This is a genomic window from Clostridium sp., assembly GCF_051654825.1.
Taxonomy (GTDB): Bacteria; Bacillota; Clostridia; order Clostridiales; family Clostridiaceae; genus Clostridium.
Window position 1 is genome coordinate 1 of sequence record NZ_JBOFYU010000150.1, and the last position, 19,745, is coordinate 19,745.

The window sequence follows — 19,745 nt, forward strand, 5'->3', positions numbered from 1 at the left end:
TTTTTAGCTCTTCTAATTTCACTTTTAATTTGTTCCATTAATAACACCATCCTTAAAGATTTCTAATTAAATAAAGTAGATTAATAATTACAAATTACTAGATATGCATAAACCTTAATTACAAGAAATTGAAGTTTATCTGGTGGTTAGCAATTGTATAACTCCCTTATGCACGGGAGGGAATATTACAACGGACACACCCCTAGATAATCATTTTCTAATCTTCAGCTGGAGTTAAAATTCAAACTGAAGGTTAGGAGTCTGTTTAGATTCAATATTAATGTATAGTTATATTTTATCATATTTATGACAAATACATTACATATTTTCTGAATATTCAAATAATATTGCGAGGTATTTTTATTCCATTGAATTAATAAATACGGAGTAATTGTAAAAAGTTATAAAAAATATTAAAAAAATAGTTGATAATTATTATCAGTTAGTGTATTATAAGTTTTGTTGATAAATATTATCAATTGAAATGATAAATCAATAGGAGGAATAATATTATGATGATTAATAAAAGGTTAATTAACCTTTGCAAGGATTCAAAGCAATATATTGGATTAACTATCTTAGTTAATTGGTTTGCAGTTATATGTAATATACTAACAATAATTTTTATTGGACAGTTTATTAATAAGATATACTTAGGAGAAAAATTAAGTTTAGCTAATGGGATTTTAGCAGGTATGAATGAGTTTAAGGTATGGGGAAATGTATCTTTAACTTTATCATTAGTAATAATAGCTTTCTTATTAGGGACTAGATATGCTTGCAACATTTTATATGCTAAGTTTTCTAATTTAGCATCATCTAATGCAAGAGTTACTTTAAGAGAATTAATTTATAAAAAGCTATTAAAACTTGGGACAGGCTACAGCTCAGTTGAAAGTACTTCAGCAGTAGTTCAAGTTATGGTAGAAGGAATAGAACAATTAGAAATTTACTTTGGTAAGTATTTATCACAATTCTTTTATTCACTTATAGTTCCAGTTACTTTATTTGTTTTTATGAGCTTTATATCAGTTAAGGCAGCATTAGTATTTATACTTTGTGTTCCATTAATTCCAGCTTCAATAATTGCAATAATGAAAATTGCAAAGAGAATATTAAAGGATTATTGGAAAAGTTATTCAGACTTAGGTGGAACATTCTTAGAAAATCTACAAGGATTAACTACTTTAAAAGTATTTAATATTGATGAAGAAAGACACGAAAAAATGAATAAAGAAGCTGAAACATTTAGAAAGATTACAATGAAGGTATTAAGCATGCAGCTTAATTCAATAACTATTATGGATTTAGTAGCTTTTGGTGGAGCAGCAGCTGGAACTATTGTAGCTTTAATTCAATTTAGAAATGGAGAAATTCCAGTAGGAAGCTTAATAATAATTATATTACTTTCATCAGAATTCTTTATTCCATTAAGACTTTTAGGATCATACTTCCACATTGCTATGAATGGTATGGCAGCATCAGATAGAATGTTTGGTATTTTAGATGCAGAGGAAAGAAGTAAGGATATAAAGGTAGAAGAAGGAACAAAATTTGAAAATATCTCTGTAAGCTTAAAGGATGTAAGCTTTAGCTATGATGGAGAAAGAGAAGTTTTAAAAGATATAAATATGGATATTACACCAGGTGGTTTAGTTGCAATAGTAGGGGAAAGTGGTTCAGGTAAATCTACTATAGCATCATTAATATTAAATAATCACAAGGTAACAAAGGGTGAAATATCATTAAATAATATAAATATAGAAAATATAGCTTTAGATTGTATTTATGAAAATATGGCTTTAGTAAGTACTAATAGTTATATATTTAATGGAACTATATTAGATAACTTACTTATGGGTAATAAAAAAGCATCTATGAATGAAATAGAAGAAGCTTTAAAAACAGCAAGATTATATGATTTTGTAAGTGGATTAAAAGATGGATTAAGCACTAATGTTGGAGAAGGTGGAAACAACTTATCAGGTGGACAAAAGCAAAGATTAGCATTAGCTAGAGTAGTCCTTGCAAATAGAAGCATGATAATATTTGATGAAGCTACTTCAAATATTGATGTAGAAAGTGAAGAAAGCATTTGGGAAGCAATTTATGAGCTTTCAAAGGATAAGACTATCTTAGTTATATCTCATAGATTAGCAAATGTTAAGGATGCAAAAGAAATATATGTTATGAATAAAGGAAACTTAGTAGAAAAGGGAAATCATAAGGATTTAATAGAAGCTAATGGATATTATTCAAGTATGGTTAAAAATCAAAATCAATTAGAAGAAGTAAGGGAGGTTTGCTAATATGAAGAGAAGATCAGGCTTCCAAATAATGAAGAGATTAATAGTTGAGCTTAAACCTTTAGCTCCAATAATGATGATAACTATATTTATGGGGATATTAGGATTTTTAGCAGCTATTTCAATAGCTAGTTTTGGTGCAATTGCAATAGGAACTTTAATTGGAGATATTACATTTATAAGTTTTACTGGAGCAATGGTAGTAATGGGAGTAGCAGCTCTTTTAAGAGGTTTCTTAAGATATGGAGAACAGCTATCAGGACATTATATTGCATTTAAAATATTATATATCTTAAGAGATAAGATATTTACAGTATTAAGAAAGTTAGCACCAGCTAAATTAGAAGGAAAAGAAAAAGGAAATTTAATTTCTTTAATAACATCAGATATAGAGCTTTTAGAAGTGTTTTATGCACATACTATAGCTCCAATAGCAATAGCAATAGTAACTAATACAATAATTTCAATAGTATTATTTATGATAAATCCTTGGTTTGGTATTTTATCAATAGTATTTTTTGTAATAGTAGGATTTGTAATTCCTTATGCATCATCAGCTTTAGCAAAGGATGCAGGAGTAGAATATAGAAATATATTTGGAGAAAGTAATTCATATATATTAGATTCATTAAGAGGATTAAAAGAAGTTTTATTATTTAAAGGTGGAGAAGAAAGATTAAACACAATAAATAAAAATTCTCATAGATTAAATAATAGCTTAGATAAAATAAAAGAACATGAAGGTGTTATAAGAGCTATAACAGATATAACTATTATGATAGCAATATTAACATTTGTAGGAGTAGGATTCTATCAATATTCTATAGGAGATATTTCATTTACATGGATGTTAGTTGGAATAGTAATAATAGCATCATCATTTGGACCAGTTGTTGCATTAAGTAACCTTTCAAATACATTACTTCACACATTTGCTTGTGCAGAAAGAATCTTTGAGCTTTTAGATGAAGAACCTCATGTAGAAGAAGTTAAGGTTGGAGAAGAAGTAACTGGTGAAAGTATAGGATATGAAGGGGTAACCTTTAGCTATCCAAATAGAAAAGAAAAAATATTTGATAATACTTCAATAGATATACAAAAGGGAGATAAAATAGCCCTTATTGGAGAAAGTGGAATAGGAAAAAGTACATTTATAAAACTTATAATGAGATTCTGGGATGCTAATTCAGGACAAGTTACTTTAGATAGTAAAAATATAAAAGAAGTAAAAACAGAATCATTAAGAAAGACACAAACATTAGTAAGTCAGGAAACATACTTATTTAATGAATCAATAGAAGAAAATATTAAAATAGGAAATAGTGATGCAACTATGGAGGAAGTTATTGAAGCAGCTAAAAAGGCATCAATTCATAACTTTATAGAAACATTACCAAAGGGATATAAGACTAAAGTTGGAGAACTAGGAGGAAACTTATCTTCAGGAGAAAAGCAAAGAATAGGACTTGCAAGAGCCTTCTTAAGAAATGGAGATGTCTTAATCTTAGATGAACCAACAAGTAACTTAGATACCTTAAATGAAGGTGAAATCCTAAAATCCATAAAAGAAAACTGTAAGGATAAAACAATAATCTTGATTTCCCACAGAAAGTCAACTACTGCAATTTGTAATAAGACTTACAAGCTTGAGAAGTCTAAGTTACAACTTAGCTAGTCCACATATTTTATAAGCTTCAGAAACTGTTGAATTTCGCTAAGTATCTCTATTCCTTCTTCCGCGAAAATAGCTATGGCTAAAAAACTCGCTACGCTCAAACATTTTAGCCACTTACGCTATTTTCACTCCAGAAGAAATGAGATACTAAAGCTTATTCAAATGTTTCTTTCGCTTAAAAATATGCGGACTAGCAAATGAAAATCTATAGACTAGGGGAGTTAAGAGTAAGATTATTACGAGGTAAAGGGGAATTATTTTAAGGAAAGTTTCTATTATTCCTTCCGATTAAATATCTAAAATTGTGTAACTCGCTACGCTCAGACAACACAATTTCTTAACGATATTTAATCTACAGTAATAATGAAACTCTAGAACTCCATAAGATACACACCTTGCTAATAATTTTATTACAAAAATACGGTTTATACATTAAGAGAACTACTTAAACTATTGTATTGCTTGGTGGTAGTCAGTGGAACAAGCGCAGATGTGTCGAGGGTGGATTAAGATATAAGATTATTGCTGGAGGAGAGAGGAATTACTAATGTTAATTTCTACAAGGAATAGATACTAAAGCTTATTGAAATGTTTCTTTCGCTTAAAAATATGAGGACTAGCAAATGAAAATCTATAGACTATGTAGAGTTAAGGGTAAGATTATTACGATGAAGAATACTTAAGGTCATACCGAGATATAAGAATTAACAAAAGATGAGGAATTATTTCCTCTTTATTTTTAAATATTAAATGAGAATGATTATCAAAATCTTTTTGAGATAAGGAGATGTGTTTATGAAAAGGTTAGGAAGAGTTGAAAGGGAAAAGAGAGTTATTGAGTTAATGATTAAGATTTATTGCAGAAAGAAGCATGGAAATAAGGAATGCTTATGTGAAGAATGTGATGAGCTTTTACAATATGCTCATAAGAGACTGAGTTTTTGTAAGTTTGGTGATGAAAAAACTACTTGTGCAAAGTGTCCAATTCATTGCTATAAGAAGGATATGAAGCTAAAGGTAAAGGAAGTTATGAAGTTTTCAGGACCTAGATTATTAATATATGCACCTGGGGAGTTTATACGACATATGCTTTATTAGTAAAGGGTGAATAAGTAAAAGATATATTTAAAATACTCTTTATGTTATTATAGGGGATAAAGTATATTTTAAATGCACTTTAAAAGTGGGATTTAGTTTTGTAGATATAATCAAATTAGATAATGTTAGGAGAGATTAGATATGAATTCAGTAAAGAGATATATGTATATAATAGTAGGGTTTATTGCTTTTGGATTAGGTGCTATAGGGGTAATACTTCCGGTACTACCGACAACACCATTTTTATTACTTGCGTCTTATTGTTTTGCTAGGGGATCAGAAAGATTTAATAATTGGTTTATTGGGACAAAGATTTATAAGAATCATTTAGAAAGCTTTGTTAATGAAAGAGCTATGACTTTAAAGCAAAAGGTTTGTCTTTTAGCTTTTGCAGATTTTATGATAGCCTTTCCGTTAATAATTGTTGATAAGCTGTGGGTAAAAATAGTTTTAGTGTTAGTAATTTTATTTAAATTCTATTATTTCATATTTAAAATTAAAACTATAAAACCAGAAAAGGTAAAGGCTAAAGGGGAAATTATTTAAAGTTTAGAAGTGCTTATTAGGGGAAAAGAAGTAAGGTACTTAGATATAAATATATAAGTGTAATTGTTATTAGATTAAAAGTTTATTTACGAAGGAGAATACAAATGTCTAGAATTTCATCAATGTTTTTTATGATATCATTATTAATTTATTATATACCAAAGTTATTTAAGGTTAGAAAGCCGATATTCTTAAAGCTTCATATAGGAGCAGGAATAATTTCAACTTTAGCTATGTTTGGAGCTTTAATACAAGCTATAGTTTCAAAGGGAGATGTAGTTAAGTATTTAGGTTTTTCAATAGTAATGTTATTAATTTCAGGAACAGGTTATTTTATAAAGAAAGATTATAAGTTAAATAGAAGGTTACATATAGTATCTACAATATCATTTTTTGTTTACTTATTTATAGCAGTGAAATTTTTATAATAGAGTTTTTAATATTAATAAATCAAGTCAGTGTACAAGGGGTACATTAGATATTTTTATGAGGTGAAGTATGAAAAAGAAGGTTTTAACTCTGCTTTTAGCAGCTAGTATAATTACAGGATATATTCCAAATAAGGTTAGTGCAATTGATTATAATGGACAAAGAGAAATTAGGTTAGACAGTGAAGCTAACTATCAAAATGGTGTTTATAATGTAAAAAATAGAGTGTTAAAAATAGATAAGGATGAGGACTCTACTGCTAGAAAGTATGTAGAAGAAGAAAGTGTTATTACAATTACTAATGAAGGAATATCGGTAGCTATTGAATTAAATAAAAAAGATATAATGAGTAATACAAAGATAAAGGTAAATGGAAAAGAGGTAAGTCATACTGAAACTGATAAGGGAGACTTAGGAAGGGTACTTAAATTTAATTTAGATTCATTAACAGATAATATAGAAGTAGAAACTACAATAAACTTAGGATTTATGAATATGAAGGTAGCTTTTAGAGTTACTTTAGATACAAAGGATATTCCACTTGCTCCAGAAGAGGAGAATAAAGATGGATTATACACAATAGAAAATGATGCACTTCAAATAGATAGTGATAAGGAATCAGTAGCTAGAAAATATCTTCATAATATAAGTGATGTTGAGTTTAATGGAGATAAAACTTACTTAACTTTAAGATTTACAGGTAAGTCAATGATGGCAAATCATAAGGTTACTGTAAATGGAGAAGAAAAAGCCTTTCAAGTAGTAAATAATGAAGGTGATAATTTATATATAAAGTTTGAAATATCATCATTAAAGGATGACATTGTAGTAGGGACAACAGTTCTAGGAGCTATGAATGTTAAGTTTAGAGTAGTTTTAAATGAGGAAACACTTCAAAAGGTAGAGGGGGAGATACCACCAGTTAACCCTACGCCAACACCAGATCCAACCCCAATTCCACCAACAATTAATCCAAGTCCAGATGTAACTCCAGAAGTTAAGCCAGATACTATACCACCAGTAGTAGATACAGAAAATTATAATAGCTATAAAATTTATAGTGTAGAAAATGAAATAATTACTGATAGTCAAATTGGATATGGAGCTGCTAGAAGTGCTGTAGCTAAAACATCTTATTTAGAAGTGATAGATGGTGTAAATTATATTACATTAGGATTTTCACAAATGGATGTTATGAGTAATATAAGAGTCAATGTAGATGGACAAAACATACAATATGAAGTTATTCGTAAAACAGCAAGTACTATGGATATAAGGTTTAAGGTAAAGGACATATCATCATCAGTTACAGTAAGTGCTTATATAAATATGATAGAAAGAGATATATCATTTGGAGTAGATTTCTTAGAAAATACATTAACTATAATTAGTGAAAGTGAAAAAGAAAAGCCATTAGCTACAGGAGAAACTACATTAAATATAAGTAATGATGAAGAAAAATCAGAAGATAAAAAGGAAGAAAAAATATCTGAAGAAATAGAAGCAAAAGAATACTTTAAAAAATATACAATAGAAAATGATATTTTAAGTGATAGTACAATGGGAAGAACTATGGCTAGAAAATATCTAGATAAAATAAGTATATTAGAAGAAATAGATGGGAAGCTTTATTTAACAATTAAGTTTTCAGGAACTGATGCAATGGATAACTTTAGAATTACTGTAAATGGAGAAGATGTAGAACATTCAATAGTTGCAAGTGATGATGAAGCAGGAATAAAGGCATTTAGATTTCCTATAAAAGATATAAATGATAAAATCCAAGTTTATATCTTTATAAAACCAGTAAAAATGAATATAGACTTTGGAGTAGATCTTTTAGAAGAAACAAAGATATTAATAGAAGAAGGAACTATAAAAGATAAAGAAAAAAGCGATCAAACATTATTAACAAACTTCTCAGCTCCAGAAGTAAAAGAAGTAAGTGTAATGAAGGTAGTTTTAGTAACAATAGTAGTTACATTATTATTAGAAGGAATAATATATTCAATAATAAGAAGAAGAAAGAAAAATAAGGTAAAAGCTGAGTAAGCTTATAGTTTGTGTTGAAAAGCAAAACAAAATGGTAGTAGGTTTAATATCTTTAAGTTATGGTATATAATAATATATAAATAGAACTTTTTAGGAGGAATTTTATATGGAAAATAAGGATAATAACCTATATGAAATATTTACAAGATATTCATACACAGAGCTTATGGAATTGCTTCAAAATTCAAAAACAAAAGAAGAAAAAGATTTTTATGCAGAGCTATCTAATATGATATTGCAAAGAGAACAAATGAAAGTTATAGGTAAGTAGTATGAAAAATTACACTATATTTGCAGGTGTTAATGGAGCTGGAAAAACTTCAATATACAAATCTATTTATTATAAAGAAAATTTAAATGAGAAAAGAATAAATACAGATGAAATGGTTGCAAGGCTTGGATCTTGGCAAGATAATAACATTCAAATAAAATGTGCGAGAGAAGCAGTGAAGTTAATTTAATAGAGCTTATAAAATATTATTCAATAATATATTTATTAGTGTCAATTATATTAATTGTTATAAATCCAAGAAAGTCACTATATGGAAATTATTCCAGTGGATATCCGTTGGGTGTATAACAGAGATTCGACCATAAGTAAATGAGGTTTTTAGTAGTAGTCATTTATATTACTTGGTTAAGAGTAAATTTTTTATCTAAAAATAATATATCCCAAGTAAGGTTATATTTATAAATTATCTTATAATAAGTTAAGAGTGAAATGTAAAGAGGGATTTAACTAGATGAAGTATAGATTATAATCATAGTATTATGATAAAATTAATAAATAGTTGCAAAGTAAGAGGTGAATATTTTTATGTTATATCATGCATCAAGTGAGGTTGTTGAATTCCCAGAAATAAGAAAAAGTAGGTACACAAAAGATTTCTCATGGGGATTTTATTGTACTAATAATTTTGAGCAAGCTAAAAAATGGGCACAAAGAAATAGAAAAAGTCCGACTATTAATTATTATACATATATTGAAAGCACTAATTTAAAGATTTTAAAATTTGAAGAGATGAATGATGAATGGCTAGATTTTATTGCAAAGTGTAGAAGTGGATATATTCATGATTATGATATAGTGGAAGGTCCTATGGCTGACGATACAGTGTGGAATTTTGTTAATGATTTCTTAGCCGGTGAAATTAGTAGACATATATTTTGGGAATTGGCTAAGTTTAAATATCCTACACATCAAATAAGCTTTCACACTTTAAAGGGACTAGATTGTTTAAGATTTGAAAGAGGTGAAGTAGTTAGTGACTAGTGCGGATAAGAATAATTTATTTTATGTATGTTCACTTATTGAATTTATTGGTAGAAAAACAAAGACTAGAAGATCAGATATTGTTAAGATTTTAGGGAACAATGAAATTGAAAGGCAATTAAAACTTGCAGATGTTAACCATTGTTTATCATTTGAACAAGTATCTGATGAAATTATAGAGTTCTTTAATATTAAAGAAGGAAACTTTGATACTATTGAAATGTGTAAATATAATACTCCTAGTGTTCAGTCAATTGGTAAGGTTTATCAAAGGTTAATAGCGGACACTATTAGTGATGGGGAGAGTCTATCTAATAAGATAATAGAAATTTTTAATTCATTTATTAGTGATGAAATATCTGACTTTAATTCTTCAGTATATTACAGTAATCCTGATTATTTAAAGCACTCATATTTACAAGGTGAATTACTTGAATAATACAAAAAATAATATTTATTATGGTTTCTGCTGAAACTTTAAAATTTTAAATTATGGTATAGTGAGGGCTAAGATTATATAAAAAAGTTAAGAAATATTTTTAATGATAATATTTTTTAGCTTTATTTTTATACTTAGATAAGTAATTTCAATAGCAATAGCAATAAACTTTACTGAAATCTTTAAATAATGAATGAAAGATTATGTTTTAAAACTAATCTTATAGTAAAAAAGAGATGTTGCATTTATTAGCAACATCTCTTTCCAATTTAATTATATCATGTATAAAATATAATTATAAGTCTGTATTTTAACGCTTATATATATTAAGATTATGTAACTATAATAAAGAGTAAGGAGTGGTTGTATGAGCATTAAAAATATAGAAGCTATTAAAGTAAAATCAGAAAAGAGTTTAGATAAGGGACCATTTTACCATGGTACAAAGGCAAATATTGAAATAGGGGATCTAATTAAGGTTGGATTTTCATCTAATTATGGTAGTGGAAAGAAAGCAAATTTTGTTTATATGACAGCAACTTTAGATGCGGCAATTTGGGGGGCAGAGTTAGCTCTTGGAGATAGTCCACAAAGGATTTATATAGTTGAACCTACTGGAGATTTTGAGGATGATCCTAATTTAACTGATAAAAAATTTCCAGGAAATCCAACACGTTCTTATCGTACAAGGTTTCCATTGAAGGTAATTGGTGAGATAAGTCAATGGGAAGGTCATTCACCAGAATTACTTAAAGCTATGAAAGATAATTTAAGTAAATTGAAAAGTGAAGGTATTGAAGCTATTAATGACTAAATTATATGTAATGGTTAATATAAGGAGTTAAATATTTAATAATAGGAATAAAGTATAAATGTTAAAAGAAGTGATTAGGTCACTTCTTTTTTTATATAAAGATGACAAAAGGACTAAGTTAAAACATAACCTTGATAAAAATGTAAAAAAAAGGTAAAATTAAATGAACAATATACAAAATTTGGTAGAAAATAAACGTGAAAAGCGAGGTGAAATCTAGTTAGAAATGTAAATGTATAAAAGGCTTATTGATAAAAATTTAAGGGGGAATTTCTAGATGAATGTATTAATGAAAAAGATGGTGGCAGCAACTACAGCATTATTTCTCATCACAACGTTTACACCTGTTAAAGCCACAGAGAACAACCAAGTAGAAAATATTTATATATCTAAAGATGGTAGCGATAACAATGAGGGAAGTTTAGATAAACCTTTTGCTACCTTAGAAAGAGCACAACAAGAGGTTAGGGAAAAGTTAAGTGATGGATTTGATGGTAAGATAACAGTTAATGTTAGAGAGGGAAATTACTTTTTAGATAAACCATTTGTATTAGATCCAACAGATTCAGGAGTATCTAAAGATAATCCAATCACTTATAAATCATATGAAAATGAAAAGGTAGAATTTTCAGGAGCAAAGGTTTTAGAGGCTAATAATTGGGAAGTTTATAAAGATGATATATTAAAAACTAATGTTGGTAGTGGATTAGGAATAGATGAGTTATTTGTAAATAGAGATAAACAAATAATGGCTAGATATCCAAATTATCAAGAAGACGTTACTTTAAATGGGATGGCTTCAGCACGAGATATTAAGGCTAGGTCTACTAATTGGAGTAATCCTATAAATGGTTACATTAGGGCTCTTCATGATAAAAAATGGGGAGGAAATTCATATATAATTACTGGTAAAAATCCTAATAATGCTTTAGGTGTAGACTATAGATGGGTTGGAGACAATAATCGTGGTGATGGAATGCACACAGAAAGCATAATGGTTGAAAATATACTAGAAGAATTAGATGCACCTAATGAGTGGTTTTATGATAATGAAACTGGTGATTTATACTTCTTTCCCGAAGTAGGAGTAGATGTTAATAATTCTGTATTTGAAGGTGCTGTTAATACAGAGTTAATTAAATTTGTAGGGGAAAAAGACGGAGAAAAAATAAAGAATATAGTGTTTGATGGATTTGATTACTTTGGAACTAAAAGAACAATGTTTACAGTTGATGAAGATAAAAGTAAAGAATATGTACCACTTATGCGTGGAGATTGGTGTGTAGTTAGAGCTGGTGCGGTATATATTCAAGATGCAGAAAATATATCAATAACAAATTCAAATTTTATTGATTTTGGCGGAAATGGAGTATTTATTAGTGGATATAACTCAGGTCATTTAATAGATAACAATGAATTTATTAATGCTGGAGCATCATCTATACAAGTAGTAGGATTACCAGAATCAACAAGGGAACCTTCATTTTGGGAGCATAAATATTATCCAGAACTTACAGTTCACAAGACAACAATTGATGATAAGACTGTAGGACCAAAAGCAGAATATTATCCTAAAGATATTACTATTTCAAGAAACCATATGGAGAATATAGGTATATATGAAAAACAATCTTGTGGTGTTAATATTTCTGTTAGTTCAAGAATAAGTGTTGTAAATAATACAATACACAAAAGTGCAAGATCAGGTATAAATGTTAATGATGGTACTTTTGGTGGACATAGTATTGCATATAATGATATTTATGATTGTCAGAGAGAAACAGAGGATCATGGGCAATTTAATTCATGGGGAAGAGATAGATATTGGTCTTTAGGTGGTTTTAACACATCTGGAGGAAATGGAGCAGCTAAAAGAGAATTTGCAGAGATAGATGCATATCAAACAACTAAAATTTATAATAACCGTATGCATCATTCAAGTGATATACATTCATTTGGTATAGATTTAGATGATGGTTCTACTAATTATGAAATATACGATAATTTATTACTTGGTATAGGAATTAAGCTTAGAGAAGGTTTTAATAGAAAAGTATATAACAATATTATAGTTGGTGGACCAAATCAAAAGAATGGTGTACTAGATATTCATGTTCCTCATGAAAATAGTAGAGATTTAGTAGAAAAAAATATAGTAATTAGAACAAATCCATATAGTATTATTCCAAATGACCAACAAACTATGTCTAGAGCGGATAATACAATTGATAAAAATTGGTTCTATGATTTAGAAGCTAAAATAACAACTCCAGGTTATTGGAAAAATAATAAATACGATTTAAATAGTATAATGGGTGATATGGACCCTATGTTTAAAGATCCAGCAAATAATGATTATACAGTAACTAATGAAGCAGGTATGGAGCAGATTGGTTTTGTAAACTTTGATATGAATAACTTTGGAAAGCCAGGGGCAGAGTGTAAATCTCCTAATTATGAAAAAGTACAAGCAGATAATGGAGAGGCACTAGATAAGGTAAAAAGAGAATCATGGTTAGGTGCAACTACAACTGCTATATATGATGATGCAATTTTATCAGCAACAGGAACAAGTGATTATAATGGTGTTTATTTTGAAAATGTACCAGAAGATTCAATTGCATATAAATTAGGGTTTAGAACACTAGATATAATAAAATCTGTTAATGGTATAAAGTTAGGAACTAAACCTACATTCTACACAGAATATAGTAAAATTCAACAAGAAGAAATAGTATCATTAGGTGTTGTTAGAGCACAAAAAAATCATACTATAAGTTATGCTAAACCTATTGAAGGTAATAGGATTATAAATGCTAATAAAACAACAACAAGATTCTTTGAAAATTCAAATTGGGAAAGCTATTCAGAAGCAAACTATACAACAAATTGTATAGAAGAAGATTTAATGTTTAGCAAGGGGGCACCTAAAGATACTACTTATTTCGAATTTGACTTTGCTTTAGAAAATCATGGGGAAATAGAGTATATAAATAGAGTTGCAAATAATCAAGGTAAGGTGTTAGTTTCGATTATAGATAAAGCTACTAACAATGAAGTAACAAGTGAGTTAATAGATTGTTATAGAAATGTTCAAAGTTTAGATGGACAGGTTGTATATAAGTCACCAGTACTACCAAAAGGTGAGTACACATTAAAAGCTATTAATAAAGAAGAAGATATTAGTAAGCCATATTTCATTGTTGATGGATTTAAGATAACAGAATATGACTTTAGTGAGTCTTCTATAGGTGTAGTTATGGGAGCTACTACATTTGGAGGAGTTGAAGTTTTAGCTCCATCTAAAGTTATAGATATAAATATCCCTATTGAAAATATCTCTGAAAAAGATGTTAATTTAAAGGCTATTTTATTAATGCATAAAGATGGCGAAGCTATAGAGATAGAAGATGTTATTATAGAGGATATATTTGTGGAGAAGGGTAAAAAAAATGACCTTACAAGCAAATATACTTTACCAGCAGATGTAGATAATAAGGTTTTTAAAGTTATGTTTGTAGAGAATTTAGATAATATGAAGCCATTAACTGATAGCTTTGAGTTGCGAGGAAATACAACTTTAAACATTATAAATAATAATGTTAAAAATAGTGAAGATTTAACTGTTTTATATGATAGTAAAACAAAAATATTAACTATTAATAGCAAGAGTTTTAAACCTAAGACACAAACTTCAGTATTAATTAATTTATCAGAAGAAGATATTAAAAAGGAAAATATCCTAGGGGTAGGGCAAAAAGAAGTAAGTAAAAATGGAGATATTCAATTTTCCTTTAAGTTACCTGATAGCTTTTCTGGAGATATAGATATTACTTTATCTAATGAAGCTGGAAAGGAAGCAATAAAATCAACTATAACGATTAATTCAGAAGAATCAATTGTTAACAAAAAAGCTTTAAGAGATAAGATAGAAGAGGCTTTAAGTAAAAATGAAAATGACTATACTTTTAGAAGTTGGCAAAATTTAAGTATGGTGTTAATAGAAGCTCAAGATATTATGAAAGATAGCAATTCATCACAAGCACAGGTTGATGATGTTGTAGATAGATTAACTACAGCTATAAATGAACTAGTGTTAGTGTATCAAAAAACTACAGTGTTAGGAAATGATAGTACAAGGATAAAAATATATACTGATAATAATAAAACTCCAGATGGAGGAAATAGAGATGGAGGAAATGGACTTTGGCAAATAAGGCCAAATAGTAAATCTGTAGATGCATATCATAATGGTGCAAATGTAGAATTTGAATTTGAAGGAAATGAATTTGAATGGTATGGAGTAACAGCTAATGACCATGGACTTGCTCAAGTAATTATAACTGATGGCAATGGAAATGTAGAAGTAGATGAAATTATAAACTGCTATTCACCTACTAGAGTTGTTGATACAGTGTTATATAGTAATAAAAATTTAAAGAGTGGTAAGCATAAGGTTGAAATAACTGTATTGGGAGTTAATGGCAATGATCAGTCTACAGAAGCACATAGAACTTATGTAGAAATATATTCTTTTAGAGTCAATGAATATAATAGCAAAGCTAATTTAAAAGATATAATTGATTTTGCAGATGAGTTAACTAAGAACTCTATAGAGGGGATAGAAATTGGTCAATATCATATAGGAGCAATTGATAACTTAAAGAAGAGTGTTGAAAATGCAGATCTTATTTATAATAAAGAAGATGCATCATATGAAGAAATAACTAATGCAATAGATGAGATTAAAAGGGGTATAGAGACTTTTAATAAGTTATTGATAACGTCAAAAACTGGTGATATTAATAATAATGGTGTTATAGATATTTCAGATTTAGCTATAGTTAGTAAGTATCAAGGAAGTGTTGATATTAATATACCGCTTAGCGTAAAATCTGATATTAATCTTGATGGAAAAGTAAGTATTTATGAAGTAGAGTTTATTACAAATAGAATATTAGGACTTTAATTTAACAATTATAAATAGTTGATTGCATAGTATCTAGTATAACTAATAAAAAATATTAATTTGGATATAAAAATAAGATAGTTTTAGTTTGTAGATAAGAAATTATTTAACTAAAGCTATCTTATTTATGTTAAAGGGAGTGTTATGATACTAAAGATTAAGATGAAGAACTTGCAACTGCTGCTGATGTTGCTGCAATTGAAGAAATATATATAGCTGTTTGAATAGCTAAAACTATAGTTAATGATATATTGCTAGTATTATTTATAAGATTTTCTTTTATATCATTGTCTAAAACATCTAGATAATCAATAGATACTAATGCAGCTGAAAGCATATTTCTAAAGTCACTACCTAAAGAAAAAGTTCCAAATCCTTTTTCCTTTTTTAAATTCATACTTACATCTACAATATTATCTGCAAAGCCTCTTTTATCATCACTTAAAAAAGATATTATTCCAAGAAGGGGGGTATAGTATTGGTTTAATGGAACCTTCTTTTCCTTTAATATATTTTTCATTTCTAAAACAGCAGTACATTTTTCTTTTGATGGTAAATTTATTAAAGATAAAATATGGGATAATGATTGCATATTATTGCCTGAAGATATTCTATTATCTTTTAAGTATTTATAAATTTCTTCTATATCATTAAATGTTGATTCTAAGTCAGTAGATGTTGTAGCTATTATAGCTGCATTTACTATATCCTCATTACCAGTTAAAAATGCATGATGTTTTTTCATATAATCATAAGCCGTTCTAGTATTTTTAACTGCATCATCAATATTTACTCTAAATCTTGCATTAAAAATTACCTGTGCTGCAATTACTAAGTGTTCACTACTATAAAATTTTTCTTTTAATTTATTATAAATAGATATAATTTCTATTAAGCTTTCTTCCATATTAATTTCTGAAGAGATTGTAATAGCTGTAGTAAGCTTATTAAGTCCTCTAAAGTTTGAAAACATTGAAGTATTATTTTTTATTAAATCTAATGCAGAGTTAATTTTATCACTATCAATTTTTTGATTTCTCATAGTGCAAATTAATGCATTGCTCTTTATTTGAAACCCATACATTCCCCAAGAACCTTTTACAGATTCTAATGACTTATTATTTTCTAAAAATAAATTTACTTTATTATCAACCATTTTTAACACCTCTCATATTATTTACTTTATTATAAGGTATTATATAACTTTTTACAAGAGGTTTTAAAACTTATTCATTTACATTATTCACGGTTATTTCCTAAGAAATGTTTTATATATCTTACAAATTATTTTTGTTAAGTAAACTAAATCAACATTTATCTGAAGTGTAGAACTCTATTTATTTAAAATATATAAATTAGGTTATGGTATTTACAAAAAAAATATAATCTAAGCATTTAGAAGTCATAATAAATATATAAAATCATATCATTAGATTAATTATGAAAAAGTAATAAGTGTTTATACTATTTTATAAAGGTAATACTACTAAGAAACAAAATTAATTTGTTATATTGTATAATAAAGCAAATATAATAAAATATTGTAAGAATTATTAATAAATTATAAAAAGTGTGATATTATATTAATAATAATTATTAATTAATAAAGGAGAGGTTTTGAGATGATAAAAGTAAAAGATTCAAGTGTCGATACATTACAATGTACTATAACTTTAGTATATGAGGATGGCGAAACAAATAATGATATATTAGAAAAATTAAAATCAAAGAAAGTATTTGAAGGAAAAAGTGAGCAAATTTTTTATAGAACTACTGAAGATTTTAATTATGAAATTTTTGTAGGTCTAGGCAAATATGAAGATTTAGAAAGAGAAGACTTTGTAAACTCAATTGCTAAAGCTATAAAACAAGCTGAAAAGTTAAATGTAGAGAATATTGGTATTTACTTTACAAAGGCTAAAGGGTTATGCACTGGTGGCGTTACAAAGGCTATAGTAGAAGGCGTAAAATTATCAGGTTATAAGTTTAGCAAATATAATAAGGGTAAAGAAAGCTATAATCCAGAGGTAACTATATTAGATGCACCAAAGGAAAAATTAGAAAAAATGTCAAAGAAGATTGAAGAAGCTGTAAATGTTATTGACGGAGTAATTTTAGCTCGTGATCTTGTAAATGAACCTGCTAACATATTATATCCAGAAACTTTAGCAGATAAGGCTGTTTTAGTTGGAAAAGAAAGTGGATTTGAAGTAGAAGTATTTAATGAAAGTGAAATAGAAAAACTAGGAATGAAGGCATTTTTAGAAGTAGGAAAAGGATCTGTTCATAAGCCTAAGTTAATAGTTATGAGATACATGGGTAATTCAGATAGTGATGAAAGAATAGGTCTTGTAGGTAAGGGCCTTACTTTTGATACAGGTGGATATTCTCTTAAACCATCAACATCTATGGACACTATGAAAAGTGATATGGGTGGAGCAGCTGCTGTTATTGGAACAATGCAAGCATTAGCAAAAAATAAGGTGCAAAAAAATGTTGTAGCTGTAGTAGCTGCTTGTGAAAATGCAATTTCAGGTGGAAGCTATAAACCAGGAGATATTATAGGTTCTATGGCAGGAAAAACTATAGAAGTAATAAATACAGATGCAGAAGGAAGATTAACTTTAGTTGATGCTATTACTTATATTATTGAAAAAGAAAATGTAGATAAGGTAGTAGATGTAGCAACGCTTACTGGAGCTGTATTAGTAGCTTTAGGAGAAGATATAACTGGTGTAATAAGTAATGATGATGCTTTTTATGATGAGTTATTAGTAGCAGCAAAGAGAAGTGGAGAAAACTTCTGGAGACTTCCAAATAATAAGTGCTTTAAAAAGTTATATAAGGGAAGTGTGGCAGAACTTAAAAATACTGGTGGACGTAATGCAGGAACAATTACAGCTGGTATGTTTATAGAAGAGTTTGTACAAGATAAGCCTTGGTTACATTTAGATATAGCAGGAACTTCTTGGACAGATAGTGGTAATGATTGTACACCTAAGGGTGGAACAGGAGCACCTGTTAAAACATTATATGAGCTTGTTGTAAAACATGTATGTAAGCATTCAAAATAAAATAATTAAATTTTAATATTAATAAAAGAAGCACTACATCCAAGAAGGATGCTAGTGCTTTTTATTAGATTTTATTTAGTCTTAAGTAGGATAAATGATTCTAAAGGAAGTATTATTAGATATTTATATAACTACATTCCTTGAGATGGCTTATTTATATCATTAAGGTTTGGAATAGAACTTAATTCTTTCGTTAATTCATCTATTAATTCACTAGATACATCGTTATAAGCATCATTTATAGAAATTATATTTAAATCAAGATTTACTCTTGTAGAAGATACTGTACCATCATTTAATATGAAGCTTACTGTTACACTATTTCCCTCAGCTTGTGAAGTTGCAATTTTTTCATAAACCTCATCTGTCATATCCTTTACTGTTGCAGTTTGAACTAATTTTACTATATTATTTATAGTATTTTCATTAGATATTGTTTTAAATGAAGTATCATTGGTGTGATTTTTTATTTCTATTTTAGAAACATTTCCATATAAAGCTTCTAAATTTAAATTATTAAATTCTTTATCAGGAACATACTCTTCACCAACTGGAGGTTGATATGAAGCTGGATCTTGAGGATTTAAAGTATTACTTTTAATATTGTATAATGTTAGTCCACCTATTAAAATCAATGCAGATGCTGCTAAAGCTCCTATTTTTTTATAACTCATAAGTAATTCCTTCCTTTCATTATCTAAAAGTTCTTTTTTTGCTTGCTCTTCAATATTTTTTAACATTCGAGCTTTCGTTAAATCGTCAGCTTTTATATTATCGAATATATCTTTGATTTTTTCATCATTCAATTCTATCACCACTTTCTAAGAGGTTTTTTAATAATTTTCTACCCCTATGTAAATTAGATCTTACAGTTGAAGAGTTCATATCTAAAATTTTAGAAATTTCCTCAGTACTGTATCCTTCGTAATAAAATAAGTAAATTGGTAGCTTATATTTTGGGGGGAGTTCAAGTATTTCTTGTAATAATTTATAGTTTTCTTTTTGTTCTTGAAAATAAGATAAATCATCTAAGCAAGTTACTTTTGATGACCAAGAGCTACTTAAAATAT

Annotated in this window: 15 protein-coding genes and 1 pseudogene; 13 read left to right on the forward strand and 3 right to left on the reverse strand. The window is 28.0% G+C overall.

From position 1 onward, the window contains the following. Positions 1 to 512: 512 nt before the first annotated feature. The 12 genes and pseudogenes from ACRDBA_RS09040 (at position 513) to ACRDBA_RS09095 (ending at position 15,601) form a co-directional block, all read left to right on the forward strand. Positions 513 to 2,309 carry an ABC transporter ATP-binding protein/permease gene (locus ACRDBA_RS09040; protein ID WP_438572596.1) on the forward strand — a complete coding sequence of 599 codons (1,797 nt, stop codon included), beginning with the start codon at positions 513 to 515 and terminating at the stop codon, positions 2,307 to 2,309. Between the two features lies 1 nt (position 2,310). Next, positions 2,311 to 3,981, forward strand: coding sequence for an amino acid ABC transporter ATP-binding/permease protein (locus ACRDBA_RS09045; RefSeq protein ID WP_438572597.1), 1,671 nt, complete (start codon positions 2,311 to 2,313; stop codon positions 3,979 to 3,981). Positions 3,982 to 4,776: 795 nt separating this feature from the next. Continuing rightward, entirely contained in the window at positions 4,777 to 5,079 is a 303-nt protein-coding gene (locus ACRDBA_RS09050; protein WP_438572598.1) for a nitrous oxide-stimulated promoter family protein, read from the forward strand. 141 nt (positions 5,080 to 5,220) lie between these two features. Further along, a complete protein-coding gene (locus ACRDBA_RS09055; protein ID WP_438572599.1) occupies positions 5,221 to 5,625 on the forward strand; it encodes a YbaN family protein in 405 nt (134 codons plus the stop codon). 104 nt (positions 5,626 to 5,729) lie between these two features. Further along, positions 5,730 to 6,053, forward strand: coding sequence for a hypothetical protein (locus ACRDBA_RS09060; protein ID WP_438572600.1), 324 nt, complete (start codon positions 5,730 to 5,732; stop codon positions 6,051 to 6,053). A 70-nt stretch (positions 6,054 to 6,123) separates the two neighbouring features. Continuing rightward, the gene (locus tag ACRDBA_RS09065; RefSeq protein WP_438572601.1) at positions 6,124 to 8,106 is read left to right on the forward strand and encodes an NEAT domain-containing protein; all 1,983 of its coding nucleotides are present in this window, start codon (positions 6,124 to 6,126) and stop codon (positions 8,104 to 8,106) included. Between the two features lie 106 nt (positions 8,107 to 8,212). Then, positions 8,213 to 8,377 carry a hypothetical protein gene (locus ACRDBA_RS09070; RefSeq protein WP_438572602.1) on the forward strand — a complete coding sequence of 55 codons (165 nt, stop codon included), beginning with the start codon at positions 8,213 to 8,215 and terminating at the stop codon, positions 8,375 to 8,377. Between the two features lies 1 nt (position 8,378). Next, a pseudogene (locus ACRDBA_RS09075) lies at positions 8,379 to 8,564 on the forward strand (ATPase); the annotation flags it as partial. Positions 8,565 to 8,923: 359 nt separating this feature from the next. Further along, positions 8,924 to 9,379 (forward strand): DUF3990 domain-containing protein, encoded by a 456-nt coding sequence (locus tag ACRDBA_RS09080; protein ID WP_438572603.1) that lies wholly within the window; start codon positions 8,924 to 8,926, stop codon positions 9,377 to 9,379. Continuing rightward, positions 9,372 to 9,818, forward strand: a complete 447-nt coding sequence (locus tag ACRDBA_RS09085; RefSeq protein WP_438572604.1) for a hypothetical protein — start codon at positions 9,372 to 9,374, stop codon at positions 9,816 to 9,818. The genes ACRDBA_RS09080 and ACRDBA_RS09085 overlap by 8 nt, the downstream gene beginning before the upstream one ends. A gap of 367 nt (positions 9,819 to 10,185) precedes the next feature. Next, on the forward strand, positions 10,186 to 10,632 hold the full coding sequence (arr, locus tag ACRDBA_RS09090; protein ID WP_438572605.1) for an NAD(+)--rifampin ADP-ribosyltransferase: 447 nt from the start codon (positions 10,186 to 10,188) through the stop codon (positions 10,630 to 10,632). Between the two features lie 277 nt (positions 10,633 to 10,909). After that, positions 10,910 to 15,601: a right-handed parallel beta-helix repeat-containing protein gene (locus ACRDBA_RS09095; protein WP_438572606.1), complete on the forward strand. Its 4,692-nt coding sequence runs from the start codon at positions 10,910 to 10,912 to the stop codon at positions 15,599 to 15,601. A 157-nt stretch (positions 15,602 to 15,758) separates the two neighbouring features. Here ACRDBA_RS09095 and ACRDBA_RS09100 read toward each other — a convergent pair whose 3' ends face one another. Then, positions 15,759 to 16,757 carry a DUF4003 family protein gene (locus ACRDBA_RS09100; protein ID WP_438572607.1) on the reverse strand — a complete coding sequence of 333 codons (999 nt, stop codon included), beginning with the start codon at positions 16,755 to 16,757 and terminating at the stop codon, positions 15,759 to 15,761. Between the two features lie 466 nt (positions 16,758 to 17,223). Here ACRDBA_RS09100 and ACRDBA_RS09105 point away from each other — a divergent pair, with 466 nt between their 5' ends. Continuing rightward, positions 17,224 to 18,675, forward strand: a complete 1,452-nt coding sequence (locus ACRDBA_RS09105) for a leucyl aminopeptidase (protein WP_438572608.1) — start codon at positions 17,224 to 17,226, stop codon at positions 18,673 to 18,675. 131 nt (positions 18,676 to 18,806) lie between these two features. On the opposite strand, the gene ACRDBA_RS09110 is transcribed toward ACRDBA_RS09105, so the two are convergent. Further along, positions 18,807 to 19,481 carry a hypothetical protein gene (locus tag ACRDBA_RS09110; RefSeq protein WP_438572609.1) on the reverse strand — a complete coding sequence of 225 codons (675 nt, stop codon included), beginning with the start codon at positions 19,479 to 19,481 and terminating at the stop codon, positions 18,807 to 18,809. After that, positions 19,474 to 19,745 (reverse strand): RNA polymerase sigma factor (locus ACRDBA_RS09115; RefSeq protein WP_438572610.1); only part of this gene is annotated, 272 nt, incomplete at its 5' end. The genes ACRDBA_RS09115 and ACRDBA_RS09110, both read right to left, overlap by 8 nt.

Coding starts and splice junctions, on each gene's coding strand:
- ACRDBA_RS09040 (WP_438572596.1), top strand. CDS start 513: ATGATGATTAATAAAAGGTTAATTAACCTTTGCAAGGATTCAAAGCAA.
- ACRDBA_RS09045 (WP_438572597.1), top strand. CDS start 2,311: ATGAAGAGAAGATCAGGCTTCCAAATAATGAAGAGATTAATAGTTGAG.
- ACRDBA_RS09050 (WP_438572598.1), top strand. CDS start 4,777: ATGAAAAGGTTAGGAAGAGTTGAAAGGGAAAAGAGAGTTATTGAGTTA.
- ACRDBA_RS09055 (WP_438572599.1), top strand. CDS start 5,221: ATGAATTCAGTAAAGAGATATATGTATATAATAGTAGGGTTTATTGCT.
- ACRDBA_RS09060 (WP_438572600.1), top strand. CDS start 5,730: ATGTCTAGAATTTCATCAATGTTTTTTATGATATCATTATTAATTTAT.
- ACRDBA_RS09065 (WP_438572601.1), top strand. CDS start 6,124: ATGAAAAAGAAGGTTTTAACTCTGCTTTTAGCAGCTAGTATAATTACA.
- ACRDBA_RS09070 (WP_438572602.1), top strand. CDS start 8,213: ATGGAAAATAAGGATAATAACCTATATGAAATATTTACAAGATATTCA.
- ACRDBA_RS09080 (WP_438572603.1), top strand. CDS start 8,924: ATGTTATATCATGCATCAAGTGAGGTTGTTGAATTCCCAGAAATAAGA.
- arr (WP_438572605.1), top strand. CDS start 10,186: ATGAGCATTAAAAATATAGAAGCTATTAAAGTAAAATCAGAAAAGAGT.
- ACRDBA_RS09095 (WP_438572606.1), top strand. CDS start 10,910: ATGAATGTATTAATGAAAAAGATGGTGGCAGCAACTACAGCATTATTT.
- ACRDBA_RS09100 (WP_438572607.1), bottom strand. CDS start 16,757: ATGGTTGATAATAAAGTAAATTTATTTTTAGAAAATAATAAGTCATTA.
- ACRDBA_RS09105 (WP_438572608.1), top strand. CDS start 17,224: ATGATAAAAGTAAAAGATTCAAGTGTCGATACATTACAATGTACTATA.